At 68.1% G+C, this 23077-nt stretch carries 24 protein-coding genes; 8 read left to right on the plus strand and 16 right to left on the minus strand.

Annotated elements, in window-relative coordinates:
- Positions 1–35: 35 nt before the first annotated feature.
- Positions 36–1019 carry an SCO2521 family protein gene (locus ACYVKL_RS21380; protein WP_379165467.1) on the plus strand — a complete coding sequence of 328 codons (984 nt, stop codon included), beginning with the start codon at positions 36–38 and terminating at the stop codon, positions 1017–1019.
- A gap of 9 nt (positions 1020–1028) precedes the next feature.
- On the opposite strand, the gene ACYVKL_RS21385 is transcribed toward ACYVKL_RS21380, so the two are convergent.
- From ACYVKL_RS21385 to ACYVKL_RS21395, 3 genes are all read right to left on the minus strand, one after another.
- Positions 1029–1841, minus strand: a complete 813-nt coding sequence (locus ACYVKL_RS21385) for a hypothetical protein (RefSeq protein ID WP_379165468.1) — start codon at positions 1839–1841, stop codon at positions 1029–1031.
- A 50-nt stretch (positions 1842–1891) separates the two neighbouring features.
- Entirely contained in the window at positions 1892–2314 is a 423-nt protein-coding gene (locus ACYVKL_RS21390) for a GNAT family N-acetyltransferase (protein ID WP_379165469.1), read from the minus strand.
- Between the two features lie 403 nt (positions 2315–2717).
- A complete protein-coding gene (locus ACYVKL_RS21395; protein ID WP_213558585.1) occupies positions 2718–2921 on the minus strand; it encodes a hypothetical protein in 204 nt (67 codons plus the stop codon).
- A gap of 263 nt (positions 2922–3184) precedes the next feature.
- On the opposite strand from ACYVKL_RS21395, the gene ACYVKL_RS21400 reads away from it, so the two are divergent.
- Together ACYVKL_RS21400 and ACYVKL_RS21405 are read left to right on the plus strand one after the other, a co-directional pair.
- Positions 3185–4072, plus strand: a complete 888-nt coding sequence (locus ACYVKL_RS21400; protein WP_379165470.1) for a helix-turn-helix domain-containing protein — start codon at positions 3185–3187, stop codon at positions 4070–4072.
- Positions 4069–4272: a DUF397 domain-containing protein gene (locus ACYVKL_RS21405; RefSeq protein WP_379165471.1), complete on the plus strand. Its 204-nt coding sequence runs from the start codon at positions 4069–4071 to the stop codon at positions 4270–4272. Before ACYVKL_RS21400 ends, ACYVKL_RS21405 begins: the two co-directional genes overlap by 4 nt.
- Before the next feature lie 97 nt (positions 4273–4369).
- Here the strand turns inward: ACYVKL_RS21405 and ACYVKL_RS21410 are convergent, their stop codons facing one another.
- From ACYVKL_RS21410 to ACYVKL_RS21425, 4 genes are all read right to left on the minus strand, one after another.
- The gene (locus ACYVKL_RS21410; RefSeq protein WP_246598232.1) at positions 4370–4525 is read right to left on the minus strand and encodes a hypothetical protein; all 156 of its coding nucleotides are present in this window, start codon (positions 4523–4525) and stop codon (positions 4370–4372) included.
- Positions 4526–4645: 120 nt separating this feature from the next.
- Positions 4646–5392 (minus strand): succinate dehydrogenase/fumarate reductase iron-sulfur subunit, encoded by a 747-nt coding sequence (locus ACYVKL_RS21415; protein ID WP_379165472.1) that lies wholly within the window; start codon positions 5390–5392, stop codon positions 4646–4648.
- 2 nt (positions 5393–5394) lie between these two features.
- On the minus strand, positions 5395–7323 hold the full coding sequence (locus ACYVKL_RS21420; protein WP_379165473.1) for a fumarate reductase/succinate dehydrogenase flavoprotein subunit: 1929 nt from the start codon (positions 7321–7323) through the stop codon (positions 5395–5397).
- 40 nt (positions 7324–7363) lie between these two features.
- Positions 7364–8197, minus strand: a complete 834-nt coding sequence (locus ACYVKL_RS21425) for a hypothetical protein (RefSeq protein ID WP_379165474.1) — start codon at positions 8195–8197, stop codon at positions 7364–7366.
- Positions 8198–8533: 336 nt separating this feature from the next.
- On the opposite strand from ACYVKL_RS21425, the gene ACYVKL_RS21430 reads away from it, so the two are divergent.
- Positions 8534–9829 (plus strand): thiolase family protein, encoded by a 1296-nt coding sequence (locus tag ACYVKL_RS21430; protein WP_379165475.1) that lies wholly within the window; start codon positions 8534–8536, stop codon positions 9827–9829.
- 55 nt (positions 9830–9884) lie between these two features.
- On the opposite strand, the gene ACYVKL_RS21435 is transcribed toward ACYVKL_RS21430, so the two are convergent.
- Positions 9885–10172, minus strand: coding sequence for a hypothetical protein (locus tag ACYVKL_RS21435; RefSeq protein ID WP_213558577.1), 288 nt, complete (start codon positions 10170–10172; stop codon positions 9885–9887).
- Positions 10173–10355: 183 nt separating this feature from the next.
- On the minus strand, positions 10356–11342 hold the full coding sequence (locus tag ACYVKL_RS21440) for an alpha/beta fold hydrolase (RefSeq protein WP_379165476.1): 987 nt from the start codon (positions 11340–11342) through the stop codon (positions 10356–10358).
- Positions 11343–11571: 229 nt separating this feature from the next.
- Here ACYVKL_RS21440 and ACYVKL_RS21445 point away from each other — a divergent pair, with 229 nt between their 5' ends.
- Entirely contained in the window at positions 11572–12006 is a 435-nt protein-coding gene (locus ACYVKL_RS21445; RefSeq protein WP_379165477.1) for a hypothetical protein, read from the plus strand.
- A gap of 61 nt (positions 12007–12067) precedes the next feature.
- Here ACYVKL_RS21445 and ACYVKL_RS21450 read toward each other — a convergent pair whose 3' ends face one another.
- Together ACYVKL_RS21450 and ACYVKL_RS21455 are read right to left on the minus strand one after the other, a co-directional pair.
- Positions 12068–14023: an acyl-CoA dehydrogenase family protein gene (locus tag ACYVKL_RS21450; protein WP_379165814.1), complete on the minus strand. Its 1956-nt coding sequence runs from the start codon at positions 14021–14023 to the stop codon at positions 12068–12070.
- Positions 14024–14114: 91 nt separating this feature from the next.
- Positions 14115–15299: an AAA family ATPase gene (locus ACYVKL_RS21455; RefSeq protein WP_379165478.1), complete on the minus strand. Its 1185-nt coding sequence runs from the start codon at positions 15297–15299 to the stop codon at positions 14115–14117.
- Positions 15300–15455: 156 nt separating this feature from the next.
- On the opposite strand from ACYVKL_RS21455, the gene ACYVKL_RS21460 reads away from it, so the two are divergent.
- From ACYVKL_RS21460 to ACYVKL_RS21470, 3 genes are all read left to right on the plus strand, one after another.
- Complete coding sequence (locus tag ACYVKL_RS21460; RefSeq protein ID WP_213558573.1) at positions 15456–15713, plus strand: hypothetical protein; 258 nt, start codon at positions 15456–15458, stop codon at positions 15711–15713.
- A 284-nt stretch (positions 15714–15997) separates the two neighbouring features.
- Entirely contained in the window at positions 15998–16609 is a 612-nt protein-coding gene (locus tag ACYVKL_RS21465; RefSeq protein WP_213558572.1) for a C40 family peptidase, read from the plus strand.
- A gap of 17 nt (positions 16610–16626) precedes the next feature.
- A complete protein-coding gene (locus ACYVKL_RS21470) occupies positions 16627–17022 on the plus strand; it encodes an RNA-binding S4 domain-containing protein (RefSeq protein ID WP_246598230.1) in 396 nt (131 codons plus the stop codon).
- 100 nt (positions 17023–17122) lie between these two features.
- Here the strand turns inward: ACYVKL_RS21470 and ACYVKL_RS21475 are convergent, their stop codons facing one another.
- From ACYVKL_RS21475 to ACYVKL_RS21495, 5 genes are all read right to left on the minus strand, one after another.
- Positions 17123–18250, minus strand: coding sequence for a cation:proton antiporter (locus tag ACYVKL_RS21475; RefSeq protein WP_379165479.1), 1128 nt, complete (start codon positions 18248–18250; stop codon positions 17123–17125).
- A gap of 7 nt (positions 18251–18257) precedes the next feature.
- Entirely contained in the window at positions 18258–18647 is a 390-nt protein-coding gene (locus ACYVKL_RS21480) for a hypothetical protein (RefSeq protein ID WP_379165480.1), read from the minus strand.
- Positions 18648–18661: 14 nt separating this feature from the next.
- Positions 18662–21397, minus strand: coding sequence for an acyltransferase domain-containing protein (locus ACYVKL_RS21485; protein WP_379165481.1), 2736 nt, complete (start codon positions 21395–21397; stop codon positions 18662–18664).
- 188 nt (positions 21398–21585) lie between these two features.
- Complete coding sequence (locus tag ACYVKL_RS21490) at positions 21586–21750, minus strand: type II toxin-antitoxin system VapB family antitoxin (RefSeq protein WP_213558568.1); 165 nt, start codon at positions 21748–21750, stop codon at positions 21586–21588.
- Positions 21751–21918: 168 nt separating this feature from the next.
- Complete coding sequence (locus ACYVKL_RS21495) at positions 21919–22893, minus strand: NAD(P)H-dependent flavin oxidoreductase (protein WP_379165482.1); 975 nt, start codon at positions 22891–22893, stop codon at positions 21919–21921.
- Positions 22894–23077 lie beyond the last annotated feature (184 nt).

Raw genomic sequence — 23077 nt, forward strand, 5'->3', positions numbered from 1 at the left:
GTGACCCGCGCAGGCACTGCGCAGAACGGCACGGCATGAACGATCCGCTGGTCCTGCTGGGGGAGGTGCGCACGGCGCTGCTGCCGAATTCGGGGGGACTGGCGGCCCGGGAGGCGTCGGCGCTGCTGTCGTTGCTGCCCGGACAGCGGGTACTGATGCGCGAACGTCCACTGGCGCTGGCGGTCTCCCCGAGTTCGGCCGTGGGCGTGGACTGCCGGCTGGCCACGGTGTCCCGGTCGGAGAGCCGCGCCATCGGCACGGTGGCCGCGCACGCCGTCCTGGTGGGCGGCCGGGTGCTGCAGAGTTCGGCCTGTTCGAGCGTGGTGCGGGCGGCCGATCAGCACCGGCGGCCGTGGTCGCACTATCTGACCCGGGCCGGGACGGTGGAGCTGGTGCACCGGATCGGCGACGACACCTCGACGGCCGTCGATCTGACCGAGGGCTTCCTGGAGGGCTCGGGCGCCACCACCCTGGATCTGGGTTCGATCAGCGAACGGCTGCTCACCCGGGTGCGCACCGATCCGCGCCTGGATCAGGATCCGCCGGTGCATTCGGGTGCGACGCGACTGCGCTGGGCCGCGCGGGTGGCGCCGCCGGTGGACGGGAGCGCGCGGGGCCGGACCCTGTTCGCGTTCCGGCTGGAGGACGAGAACACGCGGTCGGTCCGGATAATGGTGCCGACCGTCCGGGATCTCGCTGGCGCACAACGCTTCTGCGAAGACCTGGCGATCCACGACTGGCTGCTGTCCACCCTCGCCTCGGCGCTGTCGGACGCCGACCGGCCCCGGCCGGAAAGCGATTCGTCCAAAGAGCTAGCGCCCCTGCTCGAACAAATCGTGCACCTGTGGATGCCGGGCGCGCACACCCCGCCCCGGCTGCGGGAACTGTGGACCCGGCTGGAATCGGATCCCGGCTTCACCCGGCAGTGGACCGCCCAGGTGGGGCACCTGCGCGACCGGCTGGCGGTGGCCACCCTGGAGGCGCTGCGCAGCTCGAAGATCAGCACCGTCCAGTGGTGACGGTCTCGGTCAGAGCCGGAACCAACGGCGTACCAGCAGCGCGAAGAACACCGACATGGTGACCGCGCCGGCGTAAGCCTCGGTCACGAATACCGCGCGCCCGCCGACCCGCAGGTTCTCGGTGTCGCCGATGCCGAGCGGGTTCAGGTAGTTCATCAGCACCTGGAAGATGGTCACTGCCAACGGCTGTTCGGCGCGCAGCGCGACCGCCACGGTGAAGATCAGCAGCTGGAACGCCACGAACCAGAGCATGCGGAAGGGTCGATACCCGTAGCCGCAGGTCAGATCCGGGACCAGGCCGCCGATCCGCCGCCAGGCGACCGGTTGCGCCAGCCGGCGGGCCCGGGCGAGGGCGAGCCCGCACCGATCCTCGGCATCGGTGTCCTCGTCGATGCGATAGAGACTGCCGGCGCGACGGAAGGCCAGGGCCGCGTGCGCGGGCAGCCCGGCCTGCACGAGCGGGCGGCCCAGGCGTTCGTAGGCCTCGGCGAGCAGCCGATTCTGGGTGCGGCTCAAGCGCAGTGGGCCGCGGAACTCCACTTCCGCGGCGATCAGGGCCGCGATCAACCGACTGACCGGGACGACCGGTCGGTCCGGATCACCCGGCTGCCCGAAGGCGGGCGCGTAGATGTGTCCGAAGACGAGACTGTCACCGGCCCTGCGGATTCCGGGCGGATCATAGGTGGCGACGACCGCCTCGGTGTGCCGGGTGAACAGGTCCAGCAGGGGTTGTTCGGTGGCCCGACGTCGCAAACCGTGTGGCTGCGACAGGAATTCGGCCACGCTCTCCGAGTAGGCATCGGCGTGGCGCTCGATGCGCATGCTCATATCCGCCACGAAGGGAGACGACGGTGCGCTTCGCTCGAGCATGATCAATGATAGATCCTGTGCACCAGCACATCTCGTGGCTCATCGGTGCCGAAGTAGTCGACCTCGTGGTCGACCCAGGCGAACCCGATCTCCTTGTAGAGGTGGTAGGCGGAGCGATTGCCCGGCTTCACCGTCACGTAGACCTGCTCGGCGTGCACCTTGCGGCATTGGGCCAGAGCGGCTTCCAGCAGGACCCGTCCGAAACCGCGGCCCCGGCAGGCGGAGGCCACGGCGAAGCCGAGGAACCAGGCGGTGCCGTCGCCGTCGACGGCGGTGAGCACGTAGCCGCACACCACTCCGGCATCTTCAGCAACCGTCCAGTTTGCTCCGTGTAACTCGAACAATTGCCGCAGAACGAAATACGGATACGCGAGATGCTCGAACTCGACCACCTCGAGTGCCCGGATGGCGTCCAGATCCGACAACGACGCGGTCCGGCATACCGGACTATCCGGCTCTTCGAAGGCCAACAACGGTGTTCCCCTCCACCCCGGGCACAAAGTGCGATGGATTCCAGGGTAAGCGTCACACTCGAACTTGGGTGCGGTTCGGCCCGCCCGCCGTCTGTGTAACGAGCGGGCCGAACCGCGCTGCTGCACGCGGTGGGGACTACGCATCCGCAGCCCGGAGGTTAGGCGCGGGGCGTTCGAAAGCGCTGTGCCGCAGCGTTCATCGCGGCCGGGGGCCTTCCCCGGTACGTCCCGGGCCGCGAATTCCTGTAGGGACGTGACTGCCCGGTGGGATGGCGTGCCGCCCGGAACTCGAGCAGCAGCCACAGCAGCCGATACATGGCCCGGTTGTACCCGGACCGGGCCGGTCCGAGGGCTGTCATGGCAACGCGCGCTCGTCGAGCACGCACCGTCCCTCCTCCACCAGGGTGGCCCGGGCTCGGCGACGCACCTTGCAGGTCTGCACCGTGCAATCCAGGTGCAATTGCATTGCGGCGTGGGCTTGTTCGGCGGTCATCACCCCCGGATCCCGGCGGCAACGCGACAAAACGGCGATGTGCATATTGAGGGACGTCAGTTGCATGTCCAGACCACTCCTCGTTCCCGCTGGTTCCTGAAGTGCCCGGAGGTTCAGGAAAGGAAAGGGGTCTAGCTACACCGCTCCGGGCACACATCTAGCACACCACGAGCAGACGCCAGGCGGGCGAATTTCGACAAGGAGAACGCAAAATTGCGCGAATTCCCAGCAGCGAATCCACTTGGGAGAGGACGATTCTCCAAAGTGGACGAACTTCCCGCCCACGGACGAACCCCGATCCATGTCCGCGACCGCGAATGGAGCGTGTTGTGCCAGAAGGTCCCGCGTCATCCACCCTGCCGCGCCGTCAGCTCGGACGCTATCTACGCGACTGGCGCATCCAGGCCGGATTGACCATCGCCGAAGCCGCCAAGCTCATGGAGTGGGGCGCCAGCACGCTACAGCGGCTGGAGAAGGGCAACGCGGACCGCATCCGCACCATCGACATCCAGGAGCTGTGCCGGATCTACGGCATCCCGGCCGAAATCGCCGACGGGCTCAAGGGTTTGGCGCAGCAGGCCGCCGTCAAGAGCTGGTGGCACTCCTACGGCGACCTGATTCCCGAGAACTTCGACGTCTACGTGGGTCTGGAGGCATCCGCGCAGCAGTTGTCCTGCTACCAATCGGAATTGGTGCCCGGCCTGCTGCAGACCTCCGAATACGCAAGGGCCCTGAATCGCCTCGGCTACCCGGAAGAGACGGCGGCCGAGGTGGATCGGCGCGTCAAGCTGCGCATGCAGCGCCAGGCCATGATCACCCGCCGCATGCACCCGGCGGCCGTCGCCATGGTGTTGCACGAATCGGTATTGCGCCGCCTGGTGGGAGGTGCAAAAGTGATGGCGGCGCAGGTGCGGCACTTGGCGGAACTGAGCACCCGAACCAATGTCGCGCTGCGTATCCTGCCCTTCGCCGCCGGTGTCCCGCTGGGACTTTCGACCGGTCCGTTCGTGATCCTGGAGTTCGGATCCGACAGCAAGGGGCATCCGGTGGAGCCCCCGGTGGTCTATGTGGAGGGGTTCACCGGCGATCTGTATCTCGAGAGGCAGGGCGACGTTCAGCGCTATCGCCGGGCACAAGAGGGCCTGGAGCGCTGCGCGTTGGACGTCCAGGACAGCAGAAACCTGCTGCGGCAGGTGGCGAAGGAGTATTCGGCATGAGTGTGGAACTTTCCGGGGCCCGCTGGTTCAAGAGCAGCCGCAGCGGGGCCGGTAAGGAGTGCGTCGAGGTGGCGTTCCTGCCCACGGGCCGGGTCGGCGTGCGGGACAGCAAGAATCCGCTGGGCCCGGCGCTGGTGTTCGGTGCGCAGGAGTGGGAGTCGTTCACCGCCGGCATCGAAAACGGCCGCTTCGACCGGTGATTCGCGACCGCTGACGAAACGATCGAGGTGCGCGGGGCCGCTCACCTGCTCGGTGCGGCGCCCCGCGCACCTCGATCTCGGTTCCGTGCGATCACGGTCATAGGATCGCGACCACCCCGATCGCGACGGCTGCGACGAGCACGCCGATCGCGATGGATGGCATCAAAGCGCCGGTGAGTACATATACGCCCATCGCCGATACCGCGAAGAGCATCCCTACGATCAGCCGTTCGACCCAGTCATCGGGACCCATTTTCCGGTACCGGGGACGCGCATTCTTGAGTCCTCGGTCCACGAATAGTTGGATACCCATGCTTAGCTCGCGTAAACATGATTCCGTTGCCGAACGGCTGCCGTTTCGTGATCTTCGCAGCTAACGCCGGAAGAGCTTGTTGCCCAGCCAGACGATCGGATCGTACTTGCTGTCCACGACCCGTTCCTTGAGCGGAATCAAGGCGTTGTCGGTGATCTTGATGTGCTCCGGGCAAACTTCTGTGCAGCACTTGGTGATATTGCAGTAGCCCAGCCCCGCGTCCTCCTGTGCCAGCTCACGGCGGTCGGCCACATCGAGAGGATGCATTTCGAGTTCTGCAATACGCATCAGGTATCGCGGGCCGGAGAATGCGTGCTTGTTGTCCTCGTGATCACGCACCACGTGACATGTGTTCTGACACAGGAAGCATTCGATGCACTTGCGGAATTCCTGCGACCGTTCCACATCGGCCTGCTGCATCCGGTAGTCGCCCGGTTTCAGATCCACCGGCGGCGTGAACGACGGCACCTCACGCGCCTTCTGATAGTTGAACGACACATCCGTGACCAGGTCGCGAATCACCGGGAAGGTGCGCATCGGCGTCACCGTCACCACTTCGTCCTCGGTGAACGTCGACATCCGGGTCATGCACAGCAGCCGCGGCCGGCCGTTCACCTCGGCCGAGCACGAACCACACTTGCCCGCCTTGCAGTTCCAGCGCACCGCCAGATCCGGCGCCTGCGTGGCCTGCAGGCGGTGGATGATGTCGAGCACCACCTCGCCCTCGTTCACCTCCACGGTGAAGTCGTGCAGGTCGCCGCCCTCGGTATCGCCGCGCCACACCTTGAACTTCGCCTGGTAACTCATGGCTATTCCGCCTTTCCGGCGTCGTCCCGCAAGTCCGCGAGATCGGCGGGGGTGTAGTACTTTTCGAGCTCCGCCCGGTCGAACAGGGCGAGCAGTTCGGCGCGCATGGGGATCTGAGGCTCGGAGGTGACGGTGACCGCGGGCACCGAGAAGCCGACCTCGTCCTCGCCGATGGTGCAGACCAGCAACTGGTTTCGCCACGCCGGATCCATCCCCGGGTGATCGTCGCGGGTGTGGCCGCCACGGCTCTCGGTGCGCAACAGCGCCGCCTGCGCCACGCATTCGCTGATCAGCAGCATGTTGCGCATGTCGATGGCCAGGTGCCAGCCCGGGTTGAACTGCCGGTGGCCCTCCACGGTGACGTGGTCGTAGCGGTCGCGCAGTTCGGACAGCTTCTCGACGGCCTGCTTCAGCTCACCCTCCTTGCGGATGATGCCGACCAGGTCGTTCATGGTCTGCTGCAGGTCCATGTGCAGGGTGTAGGGGTTCTCTCCCTGGCCCTCGTCCGGCGGATCGAACGGCGTCACAGCCGCTTTCGCGGCCGCCGCGATATCGGTGTCGGAGATCTTGGGCCGCGCCGCCAGCTCCTCCACATAGGTGGCCGCGCCCAATCCGGCGCGCCGGCCGAACACCAGCAGATCCGACAACGAGTTGCCGCCCAGCCGGTTGGACCCGTGCAGGCCGCCCGCGCACTCGCCGGCCGCGAACAGCCCGGGCACCTTCGCCGCCTGGGTGTCGGGATCGACCTCGATGCCGCCCATGACGTAGTGGCAGGTCGGCCCGACCTCCATCGGCTCCTTCGTGATGTCCACGTCGGCCAGCTCCTTGAACTGGTGGTGCATGGACGGCAGCCGCTTGACGATCTGGTCGGCGGGCAGCCGGGAGGAGATATCCAGGTAGACGCCGCCGTGCGGGGTGCCGCGTCCGGCCTTCACTTCCTCGTTGATGGCGCGGGCCACCTCGTCACGGGGCAGCAGGTCCGGGGTGCGGCGTGCGGAGTCGTTGTCCTTCAGCCACTGGTCCGCCTCTTCGATGCTCTCGGCGTACTGCCCCTTGAACACCGGCGGAATGTAGTCGAACATGAACCGCTTGCCGTCGGAGTTCGTGAGCACCCCACCGTCACCGCGCACGCCCTCGGTGACCAGGATGCCCTTCACCGACGGCGGCCAGACCATGCCGGTCGGATGGAACTGCAGGAACTCCATATTGATCAGCGACGCCCCGGCGCGCAGCGCCAGCGCGTGCCCGTCACCGGTGTACTCCCAGGAGTTCGAGGTCACCTTGTAGGACTTGCCGACACCGCCGGTGGCGATCACCACCGCGGGCGTCTCGAACAGGACGAAGCGTCCGGATTCGCGCCAGTACCCGAAGGCTCCGGCGATCTTGTCGCCGTCCTTGAGCAGTTCGGTGATGGTGCATTCGGCGAAGATCTTGATGCGGGCTTCGTAGTCACCGGTCTGCGCGAAATCCTCCTGCTGCAGCGAGACGATCTTCTGCTGCATGGTGCGGATGATCTCGAGCCCGGTGCGGTCGCCGACGTGCGCCAGCCGCGGATAGGTGTGGCCGCCGAAGTTGCGCTGGCTGATCCGCCCGTCCGCGGTCCGATCGAACAGCGCCCCATAGGTTTCCAGCTCCCACACCCGGTCGGGAGCCTCCTGGGCGTGCAGCTCGGCCATGCGCCAGTTGCTGAGGAACTTGCCCCCGCGCATGGTGTCCTTGAAATGGGTCTGCCAGTTGTCCTTGGAGTTGGCATTGCCCATGGCGGCCGCGCAGCCGCCCTCGGCCATGACGGTGTGCGCCTTGCCGAACAGGGACTTGCAGACCACCGCCACCGACAGCCCGTGTTCACGGGCCTCGATCACCGCACGCAGACCGGCACCGCCGGCACCGATCACGACGACGTCGTACTTGTGCCGCTCTACTTCAGGCATGGAACCGAACACTCCTGGGAGACTGAGGAATAGAGGACTGTCAGCCGATGAGGCGAGGATCGGAGATGGTTCCGCTCGCGACCAGCATGACGTAGAAATCGGTGAGGACCAGCGTGCCCAGCGTGGTCCAGGCCAGCTGCATGTGCCGGGTGTTCAGCTTCGACACCACGGTCCAGAAGCGGTAGCGCACCGGGTGCTGCGAGAAGTGCTTGAGCCGTCCGCCCGCGATGTGACGGCAGGAGTGGCACGACAGCGTGTACGCCCACAGCAGCAGTGCGTTCGCGGTGATGACCACGGTGCCCAGGCCGATGCCGAAGCCGCCGTCCTTGGCGTGGAAGGAGATCACCGCGTCATAGGTGTTGATCACCGAGATGATCACCGCGACATAGAAGAAGTAGCGGTGCGCGTTCTGGATGATCAGCGGAAGCTTGGTCTCCCCGGAGTATTTCGCGTGCGGCTCGGCCACCGCGCAGGCCGGCGGGGACATCCACACCGACCGGTAGTAGGCCTTGCGGTAGTAGTAGCAGGTGAGCCGGAACAACAGCAGGAACGGCAGCACCAGGAAGCCCAGCGGAATCCACATCGGCAGCTGGCCGATCGGCGTCCCGAAGTGGCTGGAGCCCTCGACGCACGAAGCGCTCAGACAGGGCGAATAGAACGGTGTCAGATAGTGGAAGTCGTTCACCCAATACGCGGTCCGCACAAAGGATCTGACGGTCGCGTAGACGACGAAGGCGCCCAGCCCGAGCACCGTCAGCGCCGGCGGCACCCACCACCGGTCGGTGCGGAGCGTGCGTGCCGCGATGGCGGCGCGACCCCTGCTGAAAACCCCGGTGCTGATCGATTCAGAAGCCTTGACTGGTGCGGCGCTCACTGCGACCTGCCTCGCTGCTCTACCCCGTGGAACGTCATCGTTACCTCCGGCATCGAATGTGATGGTGAGCACCCTACGACAGGAGTGCTATCACTCGAGCTCGCATCAGCTATTTCGTGATCGCGTGATCTACACCACATTTCCTGCGGGCGTCCGTATTTCATTCGTGTAGTGAACAAACGGCAATCCCGCGAACTCGGCGGGCTGTCACCGGGATTCGGTATGCCCGGATTTCGCGCTGCGGCCCGGTCGTTTCCGCTGGTTACATACCGTCACACGGCAGCAACAAGGGTGTGGTGGCCTGTCCCCCTGATGAGGGTCGGAAGGGAGCCGGAGATGAGACGAGCCGCCATCGTCCAGCCGATGCGTACGCCGGTGGGTCTGCCCGGGGGCGCGCTCGCCGCCGTGCCGCCGAACCGTCTGGTCGGCACGGTCATGGCGGCGGTGCTCGGCCGCTCCGGCATCGACCCGCTGCGGGTCGAACAGCTGGTCACCGCGGTCCCGGATCTCGACGCCATCCGTCCGGCGCTGGCCCGGTGCGGACTCGCCCCCGAGCTCGGCGATTTCGCCCTCGGCGCCGGACCCGGCAGCGGCCTGCGCGCCCTGATCACCGCCGCCATGACGGTGCGCACCGGCGCGGCCGATGTGGTGCTCGCGATCGGCGCCGAATACGAGTGCGCCGCAGCGGCATTCGAAGCGCAACCGGCCGGCTTCCCGCCGTCGTTTCGCCGATCCGGGCCCGGGACGGCCGCCGGACCCACCACCGACGAGCAGATCGCGATGTGGGCCGGGGAACCCACACGCGGACAAGCAGATTCGCCGCACACCGAACAGCTGGCCCGCGATCACGGCCTGAACCGCGCGGCCGCCGACGATTTCGCCGCGGTGAGCCACCGCCGGGCCGCCCGGGCGCACCGCCAGGGCATCTTCGGCGCCGAGATCGCACCGGTGGCGGTGTGCGCGCGTCCGGATGACCCGAATTCGGAGGTGGTGCGCCTGGTCGACCGCGACGAGGGCCTGCGCGACGATGTCTCGCACCGCGCGTTCGCCGCCCTGGCGCCCATCCGGGCCGGCGGCGTCACCACGGTCGCCAACCGCAGCACCCGCGCCCTGGCCGCCTCGGCCTGCTTGGTGGTGGCCGAGGACCGGCTGGTCGATCTGGGTCTGGCCCCCATGGCCTATCTGGTCGATTGGGCGAGCGCCGCCGCTCCCGCCGGAACCACGGCGCCCGCGGCCACGTCCGCGATCTCCAAGGCCCTGTGGCGCACCGGTTTCACCCTCGCGGATCTGGAACTGCTCGAAGTGGAGGAGACCTCCGCGGTCGAGGTGCTCGCCCTGGCGCGCGTCCTCGGTGTCGGCGACCTGGGCGAGCGCCTCAACGTCCACGGCGGCGCCATCGCCCTCGGTGATCCCGGTGGCGCCGCGGGCCTGCGCATGACCACTACCATGCTGCACGAATTGGGCCGCCGCGACGGCGGGCTGAGTATGGCCGTGAGTCCGGCCGGACCCGGCCACGCGGTGGCCGCGGTCTTCGAATCACCGGATCTGACACCGGTTTCCGAGGCGCCGCGCGGGGCCCGGTTCCGGGGTGCGGGCGGCAGGCGCTCCACCCGGGGTCGTCATCGACCCTGAGCTCTCGCCGCCAGTGCCGAGGGGGCGCTGCCGCTGCTCGAAACGAAAAGTTCGGTTACTTGGTGCGGGGGCGGGAGTGGAAGCCGAGGCCCTCGTCCTGCGCGCCCATCCAGGCCGCCTCGTCGTGCTTGGCGTCGGGGACGTAGATGGTCTCCTGCTTCGCGGCGGGGGGCTCCTGCAGCGGAGTCTGTTCGAACTCGTCGGTGTCGATGACGAGCCTCTCCAGATCGTTCTCCAGCCGGCGGATCATGCCCGCGTCTCCGTAGTGGGAGCGCAGTGAGTTCACGCACTGCCGGAGCTGGCCCACCGCGTAGCGGAGTTCCGCAATCTCGCTCTGTGTCATCGAAAACCTCCTCGACCCGTGTGACAGACCACACATCGTGATCTACAACACAGTACGTGATCATGCGGGATCCGTCTCGTCCGGCAGGAATATTCGCAGCTCGAGGGCCTGTCGAACACGGCAAAATCGTGGTCTGCGGCGTTTCAAATTGCAGGGATCGGCCCGTCGCGGGCCGACTTCCGGCTATCCCGCGATCGCGTACTCCGGCCCGCATTCGGGCCCGTAATCCGGGCCCGCGCCGCGCATCGCCGCGGTCGCCCGGGCCACCAGCGACACCACCGCCGCGGCCACCTCCTCGGCCCGCTCCAGGATCACGCTGTGCCCGGCCCCGTCCAGCCGCACCAGTTCGGCGTCGTCGACCTGGGAGGCCAGCACCACCGAATGCGCGAACGGGATCATGATGTCCGCGGAGCCGGCCAGCACCAGCACCGGAATCGTGCCCAGCCGGTGCAGATTCGCGGTCTCGTCGAAGGCGATCAGCGACTCCAGGAAGCTGGCCATGGTCAGCAGCGAGGTGTCGTTGAGCATGGCCGTCGCGACCGCCAGCATGCGCGGGCTCACCTTCCGGGTGCCCAGGGTGGCGTCGCGCATGATCGGCTCGAAGATGCGGCGGCTCAGGTGTTTCGAGGCCTGCATGGCCCGCGGCGCACGCTTCACCGCGGCCCGCAGCGAGCTCACCGCGGGCGGGCTCAGCAGCCGTCCCAGCCCGACCCGGGTCACCCCGTTGGCGGCGCTGGAGATGAGGCCGACGCCGACGATCCGGGTCCCGATCGTCTCCGGGTGCAGCCGCGCGTACGCCAGCACCGTCATCGCGCCCATCGAATGTCCTACCAGCACAACGGGTCCGGTCGGGACCACGGTCCGCAGCACCGTGTCCAGATCCCGGGCCAGTTGTTCGATGGTGTAGGTCGAGGGATCGGCATTGCCCGATTCGCCGTGTCCGCGGTGGTCGTAGAACACCATGTGGGTGTCCTCGCCCCAGGTCTCCAGCAGATGCCCGCGCATGAACGCCCAGGACTCGGCGCGCAAACAGTGACCGTGGACGAACACCACCGTGACCGGAGCGTCGGTGGCGCCGAACTCGCGGACCGCGAGCGGCACGCCGTCGTCGGCCGAGACGGTGATGTGGTGGCCGTCGTAGTCGGCGGCGCGGGGGCTGTGCATGGACATGACGTCTCCTGAAGAGTGCGCCTTCTTGCCCGGTTGTCGAAATAGATGCCCCCGGCGTTAACCCCCTACACCAGGCGTTATGCACAAGTTGTCCAACTGTCTCCGCTGATCTATACAGCCTGCCGGTAGATGGGCCGCGGCCTTCGGCAACTTGCACCTCATGAATCTCTACAAAGCTCTAGCAAATTGAGTAGAAATCGGTAGATAAGCCACGACTACAGTTGAGCCGGTGACACGAGACCGATTGTTCCGGTTCGTCCATGTCACCGGCCATGCGTGCTGGTGGATCTTCGTCGTCGCAACCCTCTGGCCCGAGACCACCCGCTACGGCTGGACCGCCTATGGCGTCTCCGAAGTGCCGCGCCGCTATGCCGATTACCAGCCCTCGGACGGATTCTGCATGGCGACTCCCGTCGCCGGCCTGGCCTTCCTGGTGCTGATCATCGCCGCGACCGTGGAAGCAGCGGCCGTGGGCCGCCTGATCCCGGGACTGGTCACCGTATTCGTGCCGTTCTCGGCCGCCATCGTGATCTGGTCCGTGGCCCCGGGCGGCTGCGGCGGACACACGGATACGGCGGTCTTCCCCGCGCTGGCGATCGTGCTGCTCGCCGTCGCGGCGCGGGAGGTCTGGGCTCGCGCCTTCGCACCGCACCCCTCGTCCTGAGAATCTGCCGCTATCTAGATGATTCGCTAGATAGCGGCAGAATTCTGTCGACAGCCTTCGGCTAGGTGGTCGCCCCCGTCTTGGTGGACGGCAGGAACGGCCGGAGCAGGTTCTTCTCCACCGACGGCCCGAACTGCCATTCGGAGATCCACGGACCGGTGCCCTCGCTGGGATCGAGGGCGCCGGATTCGATCCAGCTGTAGCGGCCGTCGAGGATGCCGCGGGTCAGGTCGGTGTCGGCGTCGTCGGTGTTGGACCAGAGCGCGTCGAAGAGGCGTTCGACGCGGAGCCGGGACTGACGGCAGAAGACCTCGGCGAGTTCCTCGGCGGTCTCGCCCTCCGGGCCGCCCGCGACGCGCAGCGACTGGGCGCGCACGCACGCCGCCGCCATGGCGAACAGTTCGGCGCCGATGTCGACGATGCGGCCCAGGAAGCCCTGCTTGTATTCGAGTTTGGCCTGCCAGCGGGCCATCCCGTACATGAGGGCGCGGGCCTGCTTGCGTGACATGCGTTCGACGTAGCGCATATGCCTTGCCAGGGGCCCGAATTCGCCGTAACTCACCGGAGTGGTGCCCGCGCCGACCGCCAGCTGCGGGAACCACTTGGCGTAGAACCCGCTCGCCCCGACCGCCGCCTTGGCCTTGTCCTTGAGTTCGGCATTGCGGTCCACCAGCGCGCCGGCGGCGGCCATGTGGGCATCGGCCATCTCGCGGGCGATGAGCAGGCGCATGATCTCGCTGGAGCCCTCGAAGATGCGGTTGATGCGGAGATCGCGCACCAATTGTTCGGCGGACACGGCTCTTTCGCCGCGCGCCTGCAACGAGGCGGCGGTCTCGTAGCCGCGCCCGCCGCGGATCTGCACCAGTTCGTCGGCGATCTCGCACGCCATCTCCGAGGCCCACAGTTTGGCCAGCGCGGCCTCGATGCGGATGTCGTTGCGGTTCTCGTCGCACATGGTGGCGGACAGGTCGAGCACCGACTCCAACGCGAAAGTCGTTGCGGCGATGAAGGACAGCTTGGTGCCGACCGCGCCGTGCTCGCCGACCGGACGGCCCCACTGCACGCGGGCGGCCGACCATTCCCGCGCGATCTTCAACGACCACTTGGCCGCGGCCGTGCACATGGCGGGAATCGCCAGCCGGCCCGCGTTGAGCGTGGTGAGCGCGATCTTGAGCCCGTCGCCCTCACGGCCCACCAGGTTTCGCTTGGGGACGCGCACATTGTGCATGCGGGTGACGCCGTTCTCGATGCCGCGCAGGCCCATGAAGCCATTGCGCCGCTCCACGGTGATGCCCGGGCTGTCGGCCTCCACGATGAACGCGGAGATGCCGCCGCGGTGGCCCTCGCTCTTGGGCACCCGCGCCATCACCACCAGCAGTTCGGCGACCACGCCGTTGGTGGTCCACAGCTTCACGCCGTTGAGCTCGTAGGCCTCGCCGTCGGCGGTCGGGGTCGCGGTGGAGGCCATCCGCGCCGGGTCGGAGCCGACGTCGGGTTCGGTCAGCAGGAACGCGCTCACCGCGCCTTTGGCGCAGCGCGGCAGGAACTCCCGCTTCTGCTCGGCGGTGCCGGCCAGTTTCAGCGGTTCGGGCACGCCGATGGACTGGTGCGCCGACAGCAGCACGCCGAGGCTGGCGTGCGCGGAGCCGACCAGCATGAGCGCCCGGTTGTAGCCGACCTGCGAGAGCCCGACGCCGCCGTACTCCTCGGGAATCTTGAGCCCGAAGCAGCCGAGGTCGGCCAGTCCGCGCACGTATTCGTCGGGGATGCGGCCCTCGGCCTCGATGCGGAGGCCGTCGATGGTGTCGCAGAACGCCCGCAGCCGCGTCAGGTAGGCCTCGATCTTGGCCGCGTCGTCGGCGCTGGGGCGTGGGAAGGGATGGATGAGGTCGAGCCGGAATCGGCCGAGGAACATCTCCTTGGCGAAGGATGGCTTGGCCCAAGTGGTTTCGCGGGATTCTTCGACCAGTGCCCGGGCTTGTTCTTCGGTGGCGTCGACTTTGGCGGCAATCGCCATGATGTCCTCCTCGACCGTGATGAGAATCACATTCGAGTGTAGGAGCCTTTGTTACCCACCGGTAGGGGTAGATCTGTCGAACAGCATCCCGCTACTGCACGCCACGGAGATAGCGGCCGAAATGCGGGACCGTGAATCCGATGGTGCCGCGCTCGGCCGAATAGATGAGGCCCTTCTTGATCAGCCCGTCGCGCGCCGGGGACAGTGAAGCGGGCTTTCGCCCGAGTTCGTTCGCGACGGCGGAGGTGGCTACCGGGCCGTCGTCGCCGGACAGATCGGCCATGGCGCGCATATATTCTCGCTCCGCCGGGGTTGCTCGTTCGTAGCGGGACCCGAAGAAGCCGACCGCCAATTCCTCTTCGGCCGCGGGTGACGCCACCGCCACGTCCTCCGCCGAGATCGGACTCCGCGCCGCCGCGTCCCAGGCCGCCTTGCCGTACGCCTGCACGAAATACGGGTAGCCGTCGGCCTTCTTGTACAACGCGTCCAGCGCCTCGGTGGAGTACTCCACGTTCTCCCGCTCGGCGGGCGCGATCAGCGCCTGATCCGCCGACTCCCGATCCAGCCGGTCGATCCGGTGATAGGAGAACAACCGCTCCGAGTAGCTCTTGGACGCGGTCAGCACCGCGGGCAGATGCGGCAGCCCCGCCCCGACCACGATCAAAGGCGCGGCGTCCTGGCTCAATTCGTGGCAGGCCCCGCAGATGGCGGAGATGTCGGCCGCCCCGAGATCCTGCATCTCGTCGATGAACACCGCGATCCCGACGCCCTGGTCGCGCACCAGCGCCGCCGCCTCCATCAGCAGCTCCACCAGATCGATCTCGATGTCCCCGGAGTCGGCCCGCCCGGTCACCGCGGGCACGTCGATGCCCGGGTTCCAGCGGTCCCGCATCCCCTTGTCCGCGGTCGACCGCAGCGCGAAAGCCTTGAGAATCCCCAGGAAATCGTCCACCTGCTCCGGATTGCGGTGCTCGGCCGCGAGCGACCGCACCGCCATGTGCAGCGCCGAGGCCAGCGGCCGCCGCAGTTCCTGATCCGGTCGCGCCTCGAGTTTGCCGGTGCCCCAGCCGCGGGTGCGGGCGGCCGAGCGAAGCTGGTTCAGCAGCACCGTCTTTCCGACGCCGCGCAGTCCGGTCAGCATCACGCTGCGTTCCGGCCGGGATCGCGCCACCCGCTCCAGCACGATGTCGAAGGCCGCGAGCTGCCGGTCCCGGCCCGCGAGTTCGGGTGGCCGTTGCCCCGCGCCGGGCGCGTACGGATTCTTGACGGGGTCCATGCGGCCCAACCGTAGCGCGGGAATCACCGAATATCCGGGCATCTACGGCGGGCGGTAGAGACAGCTGTCAACCGGCATGCGACACATGTGCCCGCGGTGTCCGCCGGGGTCTCTACCCTTATGCCTGATTCGTTGGGTTCCAGCGCAGGAGGGTTCATGTCGGAAGAAGTCGTACAGCCCCCCACCGTCGCCGAGGTGGTCGAATCCTGGAACGTGCCCGCCGAGGCGGTGGTCGCCGCGCGCATCCGCAACAACATCCTGGTCGCCATCGAGCGCGGGTACGACGATCCGCAACTGGTGGCCGATCTCGCGGTCGGCCCGTTGGTGATGGCCCTGGGTCAGTTGGAAGTGGACCTCGCCGACGCGCGCCGGCGGATTGCCGAGCTGGAGCGGGCCGCCCAGGCGAAGGGTTGATAACGGCCGGAACGATCACCTATATCGTCTCGTGATCCATGGCTCTTTACACCGAAATGACCGTTAAGCGGGACGTTTTCGGAAACATGCGACACGCCACCCACGTCGGGTAGACAACCGGGCGACCGAGTCGTAATCTTCTCGTGACTTAGCGGAGTCTGTTGCTTCATCGGAGAGGCAGCCCGCTTGGTTACAAGCAGCACGATCGGAGATGCGTCTCAGTGGGTAAGCACAGCTTGCAGCAGGAATCTCGGCTTCCGGCTTCCGTTAAGGGTGCCATCGTGATGGGTGCGATGGCGGCGACGACGACTGGTGTCTTCCCGGCGATCACCGCCACGGCCGCCACCGTCGAAATCCCCGGCATCGGAAACTTCGATGTGCCGGACGAATTCGCACCCCAGGTGCAGCAGTTCAACCAGACGGTCAAGGACGCCGAGACGGCGCTGCAGACCCCCGGCGCTCTGGGCGGCGGCGCTCAGGTCGGCGCCCCGGCGGTCGCGCCCGCTCCGCAGTTCCAGCTGCCGACCATCTTCAACAAGCCGAGCTCCGTGGGCGACATCGCGCTGCACGCGGCCGAGACCAAGGTCGGCGCCCAGTACTCCTGGGGCGCGACCGGTCCCTACAGCTTCGACTGCTCGGGCCTGGTCCAGTGGGCCTACAAGCAGGCCGGTATCGAGCTGCCCCGCACCAGCTTCGAGCAGTCCAACGTCGGCGCCCCGGTGGCCTTCGACGACCTGCAGCCCGGTGACATCGTCATCACCAACGGCGGCGGCCACGTCGGCATCTACGCCGGCGACGGCAAGCTGCTGAACGCGGTGCAGTCCGGCACCCCGGTCTCCTACACGCCGCTGCACGCGAGCCAGGTGGTCACCGCCCGCCGCGTCGTCAACGCGTGACCCGTATCTTGTAAAGCGTGACCTCTGCTCCACTGAGCACCACGGCCCAGGCCCGAGTTGATTCTTGGACCTGGGCTGTTCGGCTTTTCAAGACCCGGTCGGCGGCCGCCGCGGCCTGCCGTTCCGGGCACGTGCGGGTCAACGGCGTGCCGGTCAAACCCGCGCATTCGCTGAAGCCCGGCGACGAGATCCGGGTCCGGGTCAATGGACTCGAACGCATCGTCATCGTCGAGCAGCTCATCACCAAGCGAGTCGGCGCCGCGGTGGCCGTGCAGTGCATGATCGACAAGAGCCCGCCCCCGCCGGATCCGCAGGTGATCGCGCTGCAGCCGCGCCGGGATCGCGGTGCGGGCCGCCCCACCAAGCGCGAACGCCGCGAGACCGACAAGCTCCACCGCCTCCCCGGGACTTGAGCGCGCGGCTGAGAGCCGTAAACAGTTGTGCACGCGGGCCGGCGGCCGGGTGCCGAGCCGATTCCGGGCGTCCCCGACGAGTTACCCTCGCCTCGCGAAATCAGTTGTCCCGCGGGGCCGCGCTTCGCGCACCCCACGCGGCTGCGGCAATGGTCACCAGGGCCCCGAGCATGAGCGCGGCCGGTTCGCCCGGCTTCAGCACATGCAGTTGGGTGCCGACGGTGACGGCGGCGACCGGCACGCCGATCTGTGCCGAAGCGATCGCCCCCAATGGCACCGGCTGACCCAGGAATCGCATCAGCGCGTGGGCCAGCACCGCGCCCGCGCCCAGCGCCAGGCCCAGCAGGATCAGATACGGGTGGTCGCCGAACTCTCGCAGGTTCAGGCGCGCGCCCAGCCACACGAAGAACAGCGGCGCCAGGAATCCGTCGCTCAGAGCGAACAGCTGCTTGGCCACCCGCCGCGGTTCGCCGACGGCCGCCACCGCCAGGCCGAGAGCGAAGCCCGCCAACATGATCGACACGTGGCTGCGGGTGGCCAGCGCGCCCAGCGCGAACAGCAACGCCAGGCTGACCCGCAGTTCGAGGGCGAACTTCCGGTCCTCGGACACCGTGTGCAGCCGGTGCCGGATACCGGACTCCTCCACCCAGTGCAGGAAGCAGTAGACGAGCAGTGCGGCCCCCGCCACCAGCAGCGCGCCGACGGCGGCCCTGCCCGCATTGCCCGGATCGATCACCAGCGGCAGCGCCACCACCGCGGCCGCGTCGGCGATGGCGACCTGAGCGGTCAACTCCAGGACCGGCTTTCCGCCCAGGCCCTGGGAATCGATGATGGGCAACACGATGGCCGCCGACGAGGAGGCGATGAGCACCGCGTAGAGCAGTCCGTGCCCGGTATCGAACCAGATCGCGATGGCCTGCCCGGCGAGCATGGCCAGCACGCCCACCGCCGCCGCGCGCACCACGCCCCGCCCGAGTGCCGCGCGGATCGCGGCGTCGCGCACCGGCACATGGGTGCCCGCCACGAACATGACCACGGCGAAGCCCACGTCCGCGAGGAAGTTGAAGGTCGGGTCGGCGGGATGCAGCAGGCCGAAGCCGGTGGTGCCGAAGACGATTCCGGCCAGCAGTTCGCCCAGGATGACCGGCAGATGCCAGGACTGCCGCCACGCCAGCCAGGGCCCGGCCAGGCCGAGCACGGTGATCAGGGTGAGGGTCTGGAAGTTCACGCGGTGCTCACGGTAGCGAGGCGATCTTCACCGGGATCGCGATGTTCTCGTCGGCGTAGTAGATGGCGCACACCCGGTGGTAGCCGTCCACGATCTGCATGGGCACACCCTTACGGAAGTCGCCGCGCACCACCAGGATCGGCGAGAGCGCCTTCCCGGACGTGATCTTGGCCAGGTCGCGGCGGACATAAGGGTTGTAGCTGGGCAGGATCTCGAGCTGCGAGGCGCGCAGCAGATCCTTGGCCTTCTTGTGGGTCACGGGCGCGGCCCGCAACTCCCGGAGCACCTGTTCGATGACATCCGGCTCGGCCAGCATTTCGAGGTAGTCCGCGGCGGCCGGGTAGTCGTGCTCGTCCGGCTCCTTCTTCCACTGGACCGTGATCTCGGGATCCGCCATCCGGTCATCATGCCTCAGGCGGCGGGCCCGACCTCCCACTCCACGCAGATGACCCGCCGATCCGCCTGCGCGGCCGCCAGTTCCCGCACCGCCGCCGGCTCGGCCGCGCCGGGCGCCGAGGTCAGCAGCACGGTGAAGTCGGTGGGATCCGCCGCGGTCAGCTCCAGCAGATTGGTCGCCGCCACCAGGCGCGTCGCCCCGGACGCGTGCACCACGCCCCGCACCGCCGACCCGCACTCCCGAATGTCCTGCAACGCGGTCGCGAGGTCGGTGCGATCCGCGCAGTCGCATCGCATCATCACGATCCGGTCCTCCATCCCGGTCAGCCGGGACGGCAGCGGCCGCGGCGTACGCGTCAGCACCACCACATCCCGGGCCCCCGCCCCCAGCAGCCACCGCACCGCCGCCTCCCCCTGCGGCCCCAGCCCACCCGCGACCACATACGTCCCCTCCGCCCGGATCTCCACCTCCGGAAACACCGGCCCCGGCGGATGCCCGTCCGCCGCGAACCCACCCCGGGGCCACCCGCCGGTATCGACGGAATCCGGCCTCCGCCACTGCCTTTGCGGCGGCGCGGTGGTGTGCGGGCCCAACGCGGTCCAATCGACGGTCCGCCCCTCCAGATACAGCCGCGCGATCGTGCCCATCAGGCTTCCCGCCTCGTCGTCGACGGACAGGACTGCGTGCGCTCCGTCCCTTAGTGCGGTCCGCTCACGCACCGCGGAGGTGAGCACCGGGGTCGGGCCGAGCTCGAGCACGGTCGAAAAGCCGTCGGCGACAGCGGCCTCCAGAGCTGCGGCGAACTCGACCGCGCGCGAGACGTTCTCGACCCAGTACTCGCCGTCCAGACGGATCTCCCGGTCCGTTCCGGTCACGCCATCCGGGATCGCGGCGCGCAGGACACTGCCGGGCCGGGTGGTCGAGTAGAGCGGACGCCACGGCGCTGCGGGCGTGAGACCGGCGAGCGCGCTACGCAATTCGGCGCTGTGCTCGCGGATCCTCGGCAGGTGTGACGGTTCGGGCGCGGACTCGGCCGGAACCCGTTGCGCGAAGATGGTGCGCCGATGAGCCCGCCGGACCAGCGCATCGATATAGCGCGCTTCGCCCGACACAGTGATGGTCATGCCGTCCACCGCGGCCACCGCGGCCACCGCGTGCATCGGCTCGACCAGCCGGTACACCTCCGCGGGCGTCGCTTCGAGGACCGCGACGGCCCCGCCCACTCCGGCTCTCGCCACCAGTCGCGCCCGCGCCACCGCGACCCGAGCCCCATCTTCGAGCGACAGCGCGCCGCACACGACCGCCGCCGCGACCTCCCCGGCCCCGTGCCCGGCCACCCCATCCGCGCGTATCCCCCACGATTCCAGCAATTCCGCCAGCGCATATTGGAATACGAACAACGACGCCTGCCCGACCACGACCCCATCGCGGCGGTCCGGAATGTCCACGACTGGCTCGCCGCACCCGTTGGCGCACTCTCCGTCGCTGTGGACCGCGTCGTTCAACGCACCGCCAAATATCGCGGTCTCGGTGTCCGGGCCATGATCCGCCGCGGAAGCAGCACTGTCGGACATCGAACCCGCACATCGGGTCTCGGTATGAACCGCCCCGGAGTTGTCGACGGCCGAGTACGAGTGCGCCGAGGGCGCGGTGGGGTTCGGCACGGTTCGGCCGAAGCCGTATCGCGGTGTCCACACGCGGGGGCCGCCCGCCGCGGTGACGGCGTCCGCCGCGAGGGCGAGGGCCGTGGCGAAGATCGGGTAGCGCGCGGCCAGGGCTCGGCCCATGCGCGGGTGGTCGCCGGTGCCGGGGAAGAGGAAAAGGACACGGCCGTCGCGGTGTTCGCGGACGGGGTCGAGGGGGTCGGGTGCGGATCGGGCGGCCGGGGTGGTCGCGGCGATGCGCCTGGCCAGGGCTCGCAGTTCGGCGGCGGCATCGACGGAGTCGCGGGCGAGGATGGCGGCGCGGGTGGATTCGGGGACGAGTCTGGCGGTGGCGGCGGCGAATTCGCGCAGCGAGCCGTAAGATCCGAGCGCGACCGCCCAGCGCAGGGCCAGGTGGTGGATGGTGGCCTGGTCTGGTCCGGAGATCGGGATCAGGACGGGGGGTTCCTCGCCGCGGTGGAGATCGAACGGCCCGGTCGGCCGGGTGGGATCGTGCAGGGCGATGTGCGCGTCCGCGTCGCGCGCCTCGCGGAATCCGATTCCGGGGCCATCGATTTCGGCGTAGCGGCGGGTGCGGGTGCGCACGGCGTCGGCGGTGCGCTGCAACACCAGGACGGTGCTGGTCCCGGCGCCGCCGCCGACCGAGCGGTCGCCGCCGTCGTGACCGGCGCCCGCGGTGCGCGGCAGTGGCAGGCGCAGGTCCGAAATATCCGGGAGCAGTGTGAGATCCACGCCGCCCGCGAGGACGAACGGCACGGATTCGTCTGCCAGCAGTCGGCAGCCCATGTCCACGGCCACCAGTGGCGAGGACCGCTGACTGTCCACGGTCAGGCTCGGGCCGCGCAGGTCCAGCGCCCGCGACAGGTGGTGTGCGGTATTGGTGCTGCCGATCGCACCGAACACCACCGCGGCCTGGGAATCCGGTGCCAGGCAACCCAATCCGGAGTCGTCGAGGGCCTCGACGGCCGCCTCGAGGGTGGTGCGCTGGCGCGGGGTGAGGCCCGCGGCCGCGAGCCGGTCCATGCCGAACCACTCGTGGTCGAAGTCGGTGCCGGTGGTGCGGCAGCCGACACCGACGATCGACACCCGCGGGTGGGGCGCTGGATCGGTGGATGCTCTCGTACTGTGGCGCACAGGAATGCCCTCCCGTGTCCGCGCGTTGTCGGCCGTCGAGGTATCACCGGCGATTCTGCCAAGATTTCCTCGCGGTCAGAAGACCTTTCGCACAGTCGCATCCCCGCGACCGGCGCGGGGATCGTCGCCGCCCGTGTCCGTCAGGCGGTGCGGGAGTGCAAGGTCGGGTCGAAGTCCTCGGCCGTGGCGTGTGTGCTGAAGAACCGTAAAGCTAGGTTCACCGCGTCCTGTTCGGTGTGCACACCCGAGATGGCCATGGCCCGGCGCAGCGCGTCGTCATCGAGATAGATTCGAGTGATTGCCATTTCAGGCACCTCCGCCGCATCCGTCGTGTACTGAAAAGCATGACGGATCCACCGTTCGCGGATACCCGGAATGACGAGAGCCCTCGGCAGGAAATGCCAAGGGCTCTTGTCGTAATTGTCTCGGACGTACGGACTTTCGCCGGAATTATCCGATCGTCCCGGCGGGTCTCAGCCGAGCATGCTCGCGAGTCGCTGACCGATCAGCGCCTCGGCCTCGGACATCATCCGCGACACCAGCTCGCCGCAGGTCGGGATGTCGTCGATGAGGCCCTGCACCTGACCGGCCGACCAGATGCCGGCGTCCAGGTCACCCTCTTCGAAGACGCGGCGGCCGCGCGCGCCCGCGACCAGATCCTTGACGTCCTCGAACTTGCCGCCGGCCTTCTCGATTTCGACGACCTTGCGGCTGATCTCGTTGTCGGCCACGCGCGCGGTGTTGTGCATGGTGCGGAAGATGAGCTGGGTGGCCCGCTCGGAGTTGGCGACGATCTGCTCCTTGACCGTCTGGTGGATCGCCGACTCCTGGGTGCACATGAACCGGGTGCCCATGTTCACGCCGTCCGCGCCCAGCGCCAGCGCCGCGACCAGGCCGCGCGCGTCGGCGATGCCGCCGGAGGCGATGACCGGGATGTCGAGCGCCTGGGTGGCGGCCGGGATCAGGATCAGGCCGGGGACGTCGTCCTCACCGGGGTGTCCGGCGCATTCGAAGCCGTCGATGGAAACGCCGTCGACGCCGATCTTCTGGGCCTTGAGCGCGTGCCGGACGCTGGTGCACTTGTGCAGCACCTTGATCCCGGCTTCCTTGTAGTACGGCAGGAACGGCTCGGGGTTGGAGCCGGCGGTCTCCACGATCTTCACGCCCGAGTCGATGATGGCCTTGGCGTACTCCTGGTACGGCGGCGGGTTGATCGACGGCAGGATGGTGACGTTCACGCCGAAGGGCTTGTCGGTCAGCTCACGCGCGCGGTCGATCTCGCGGCGCAGGTCGTCTGGGGTGGGCTGGGTGAGCGCGGTGATGATGCCGAGGCCGCCCGCCTCGGAGACGGCGGCGGCCAGTTCGGCGCGGCCGACCCACATCATGCCGCCCTGCACGATGGGGTGCTCCACGCCGAAGGTCTCGGTGAATCTGGTTTTCAGTGCCATGGGCGCTGTCCTCTCCCTGCCTCTCGCAACTGACCCGATACTCGCATAGTTGCATATGGAGCGACAACCTTGATGTGAGTCGGAGTTTGCATAAACACAGTGTCGTGACCGGTCGGCCTGTGGATAAGTGCCTGCCGGGCAAGGTGTAGCGCACCCACGAATATTGCCTCTGAACTGCCGGATG

The sequence above is a fragment of the Nocardia tengchongensis genome, from assembly GCF_054781395.1.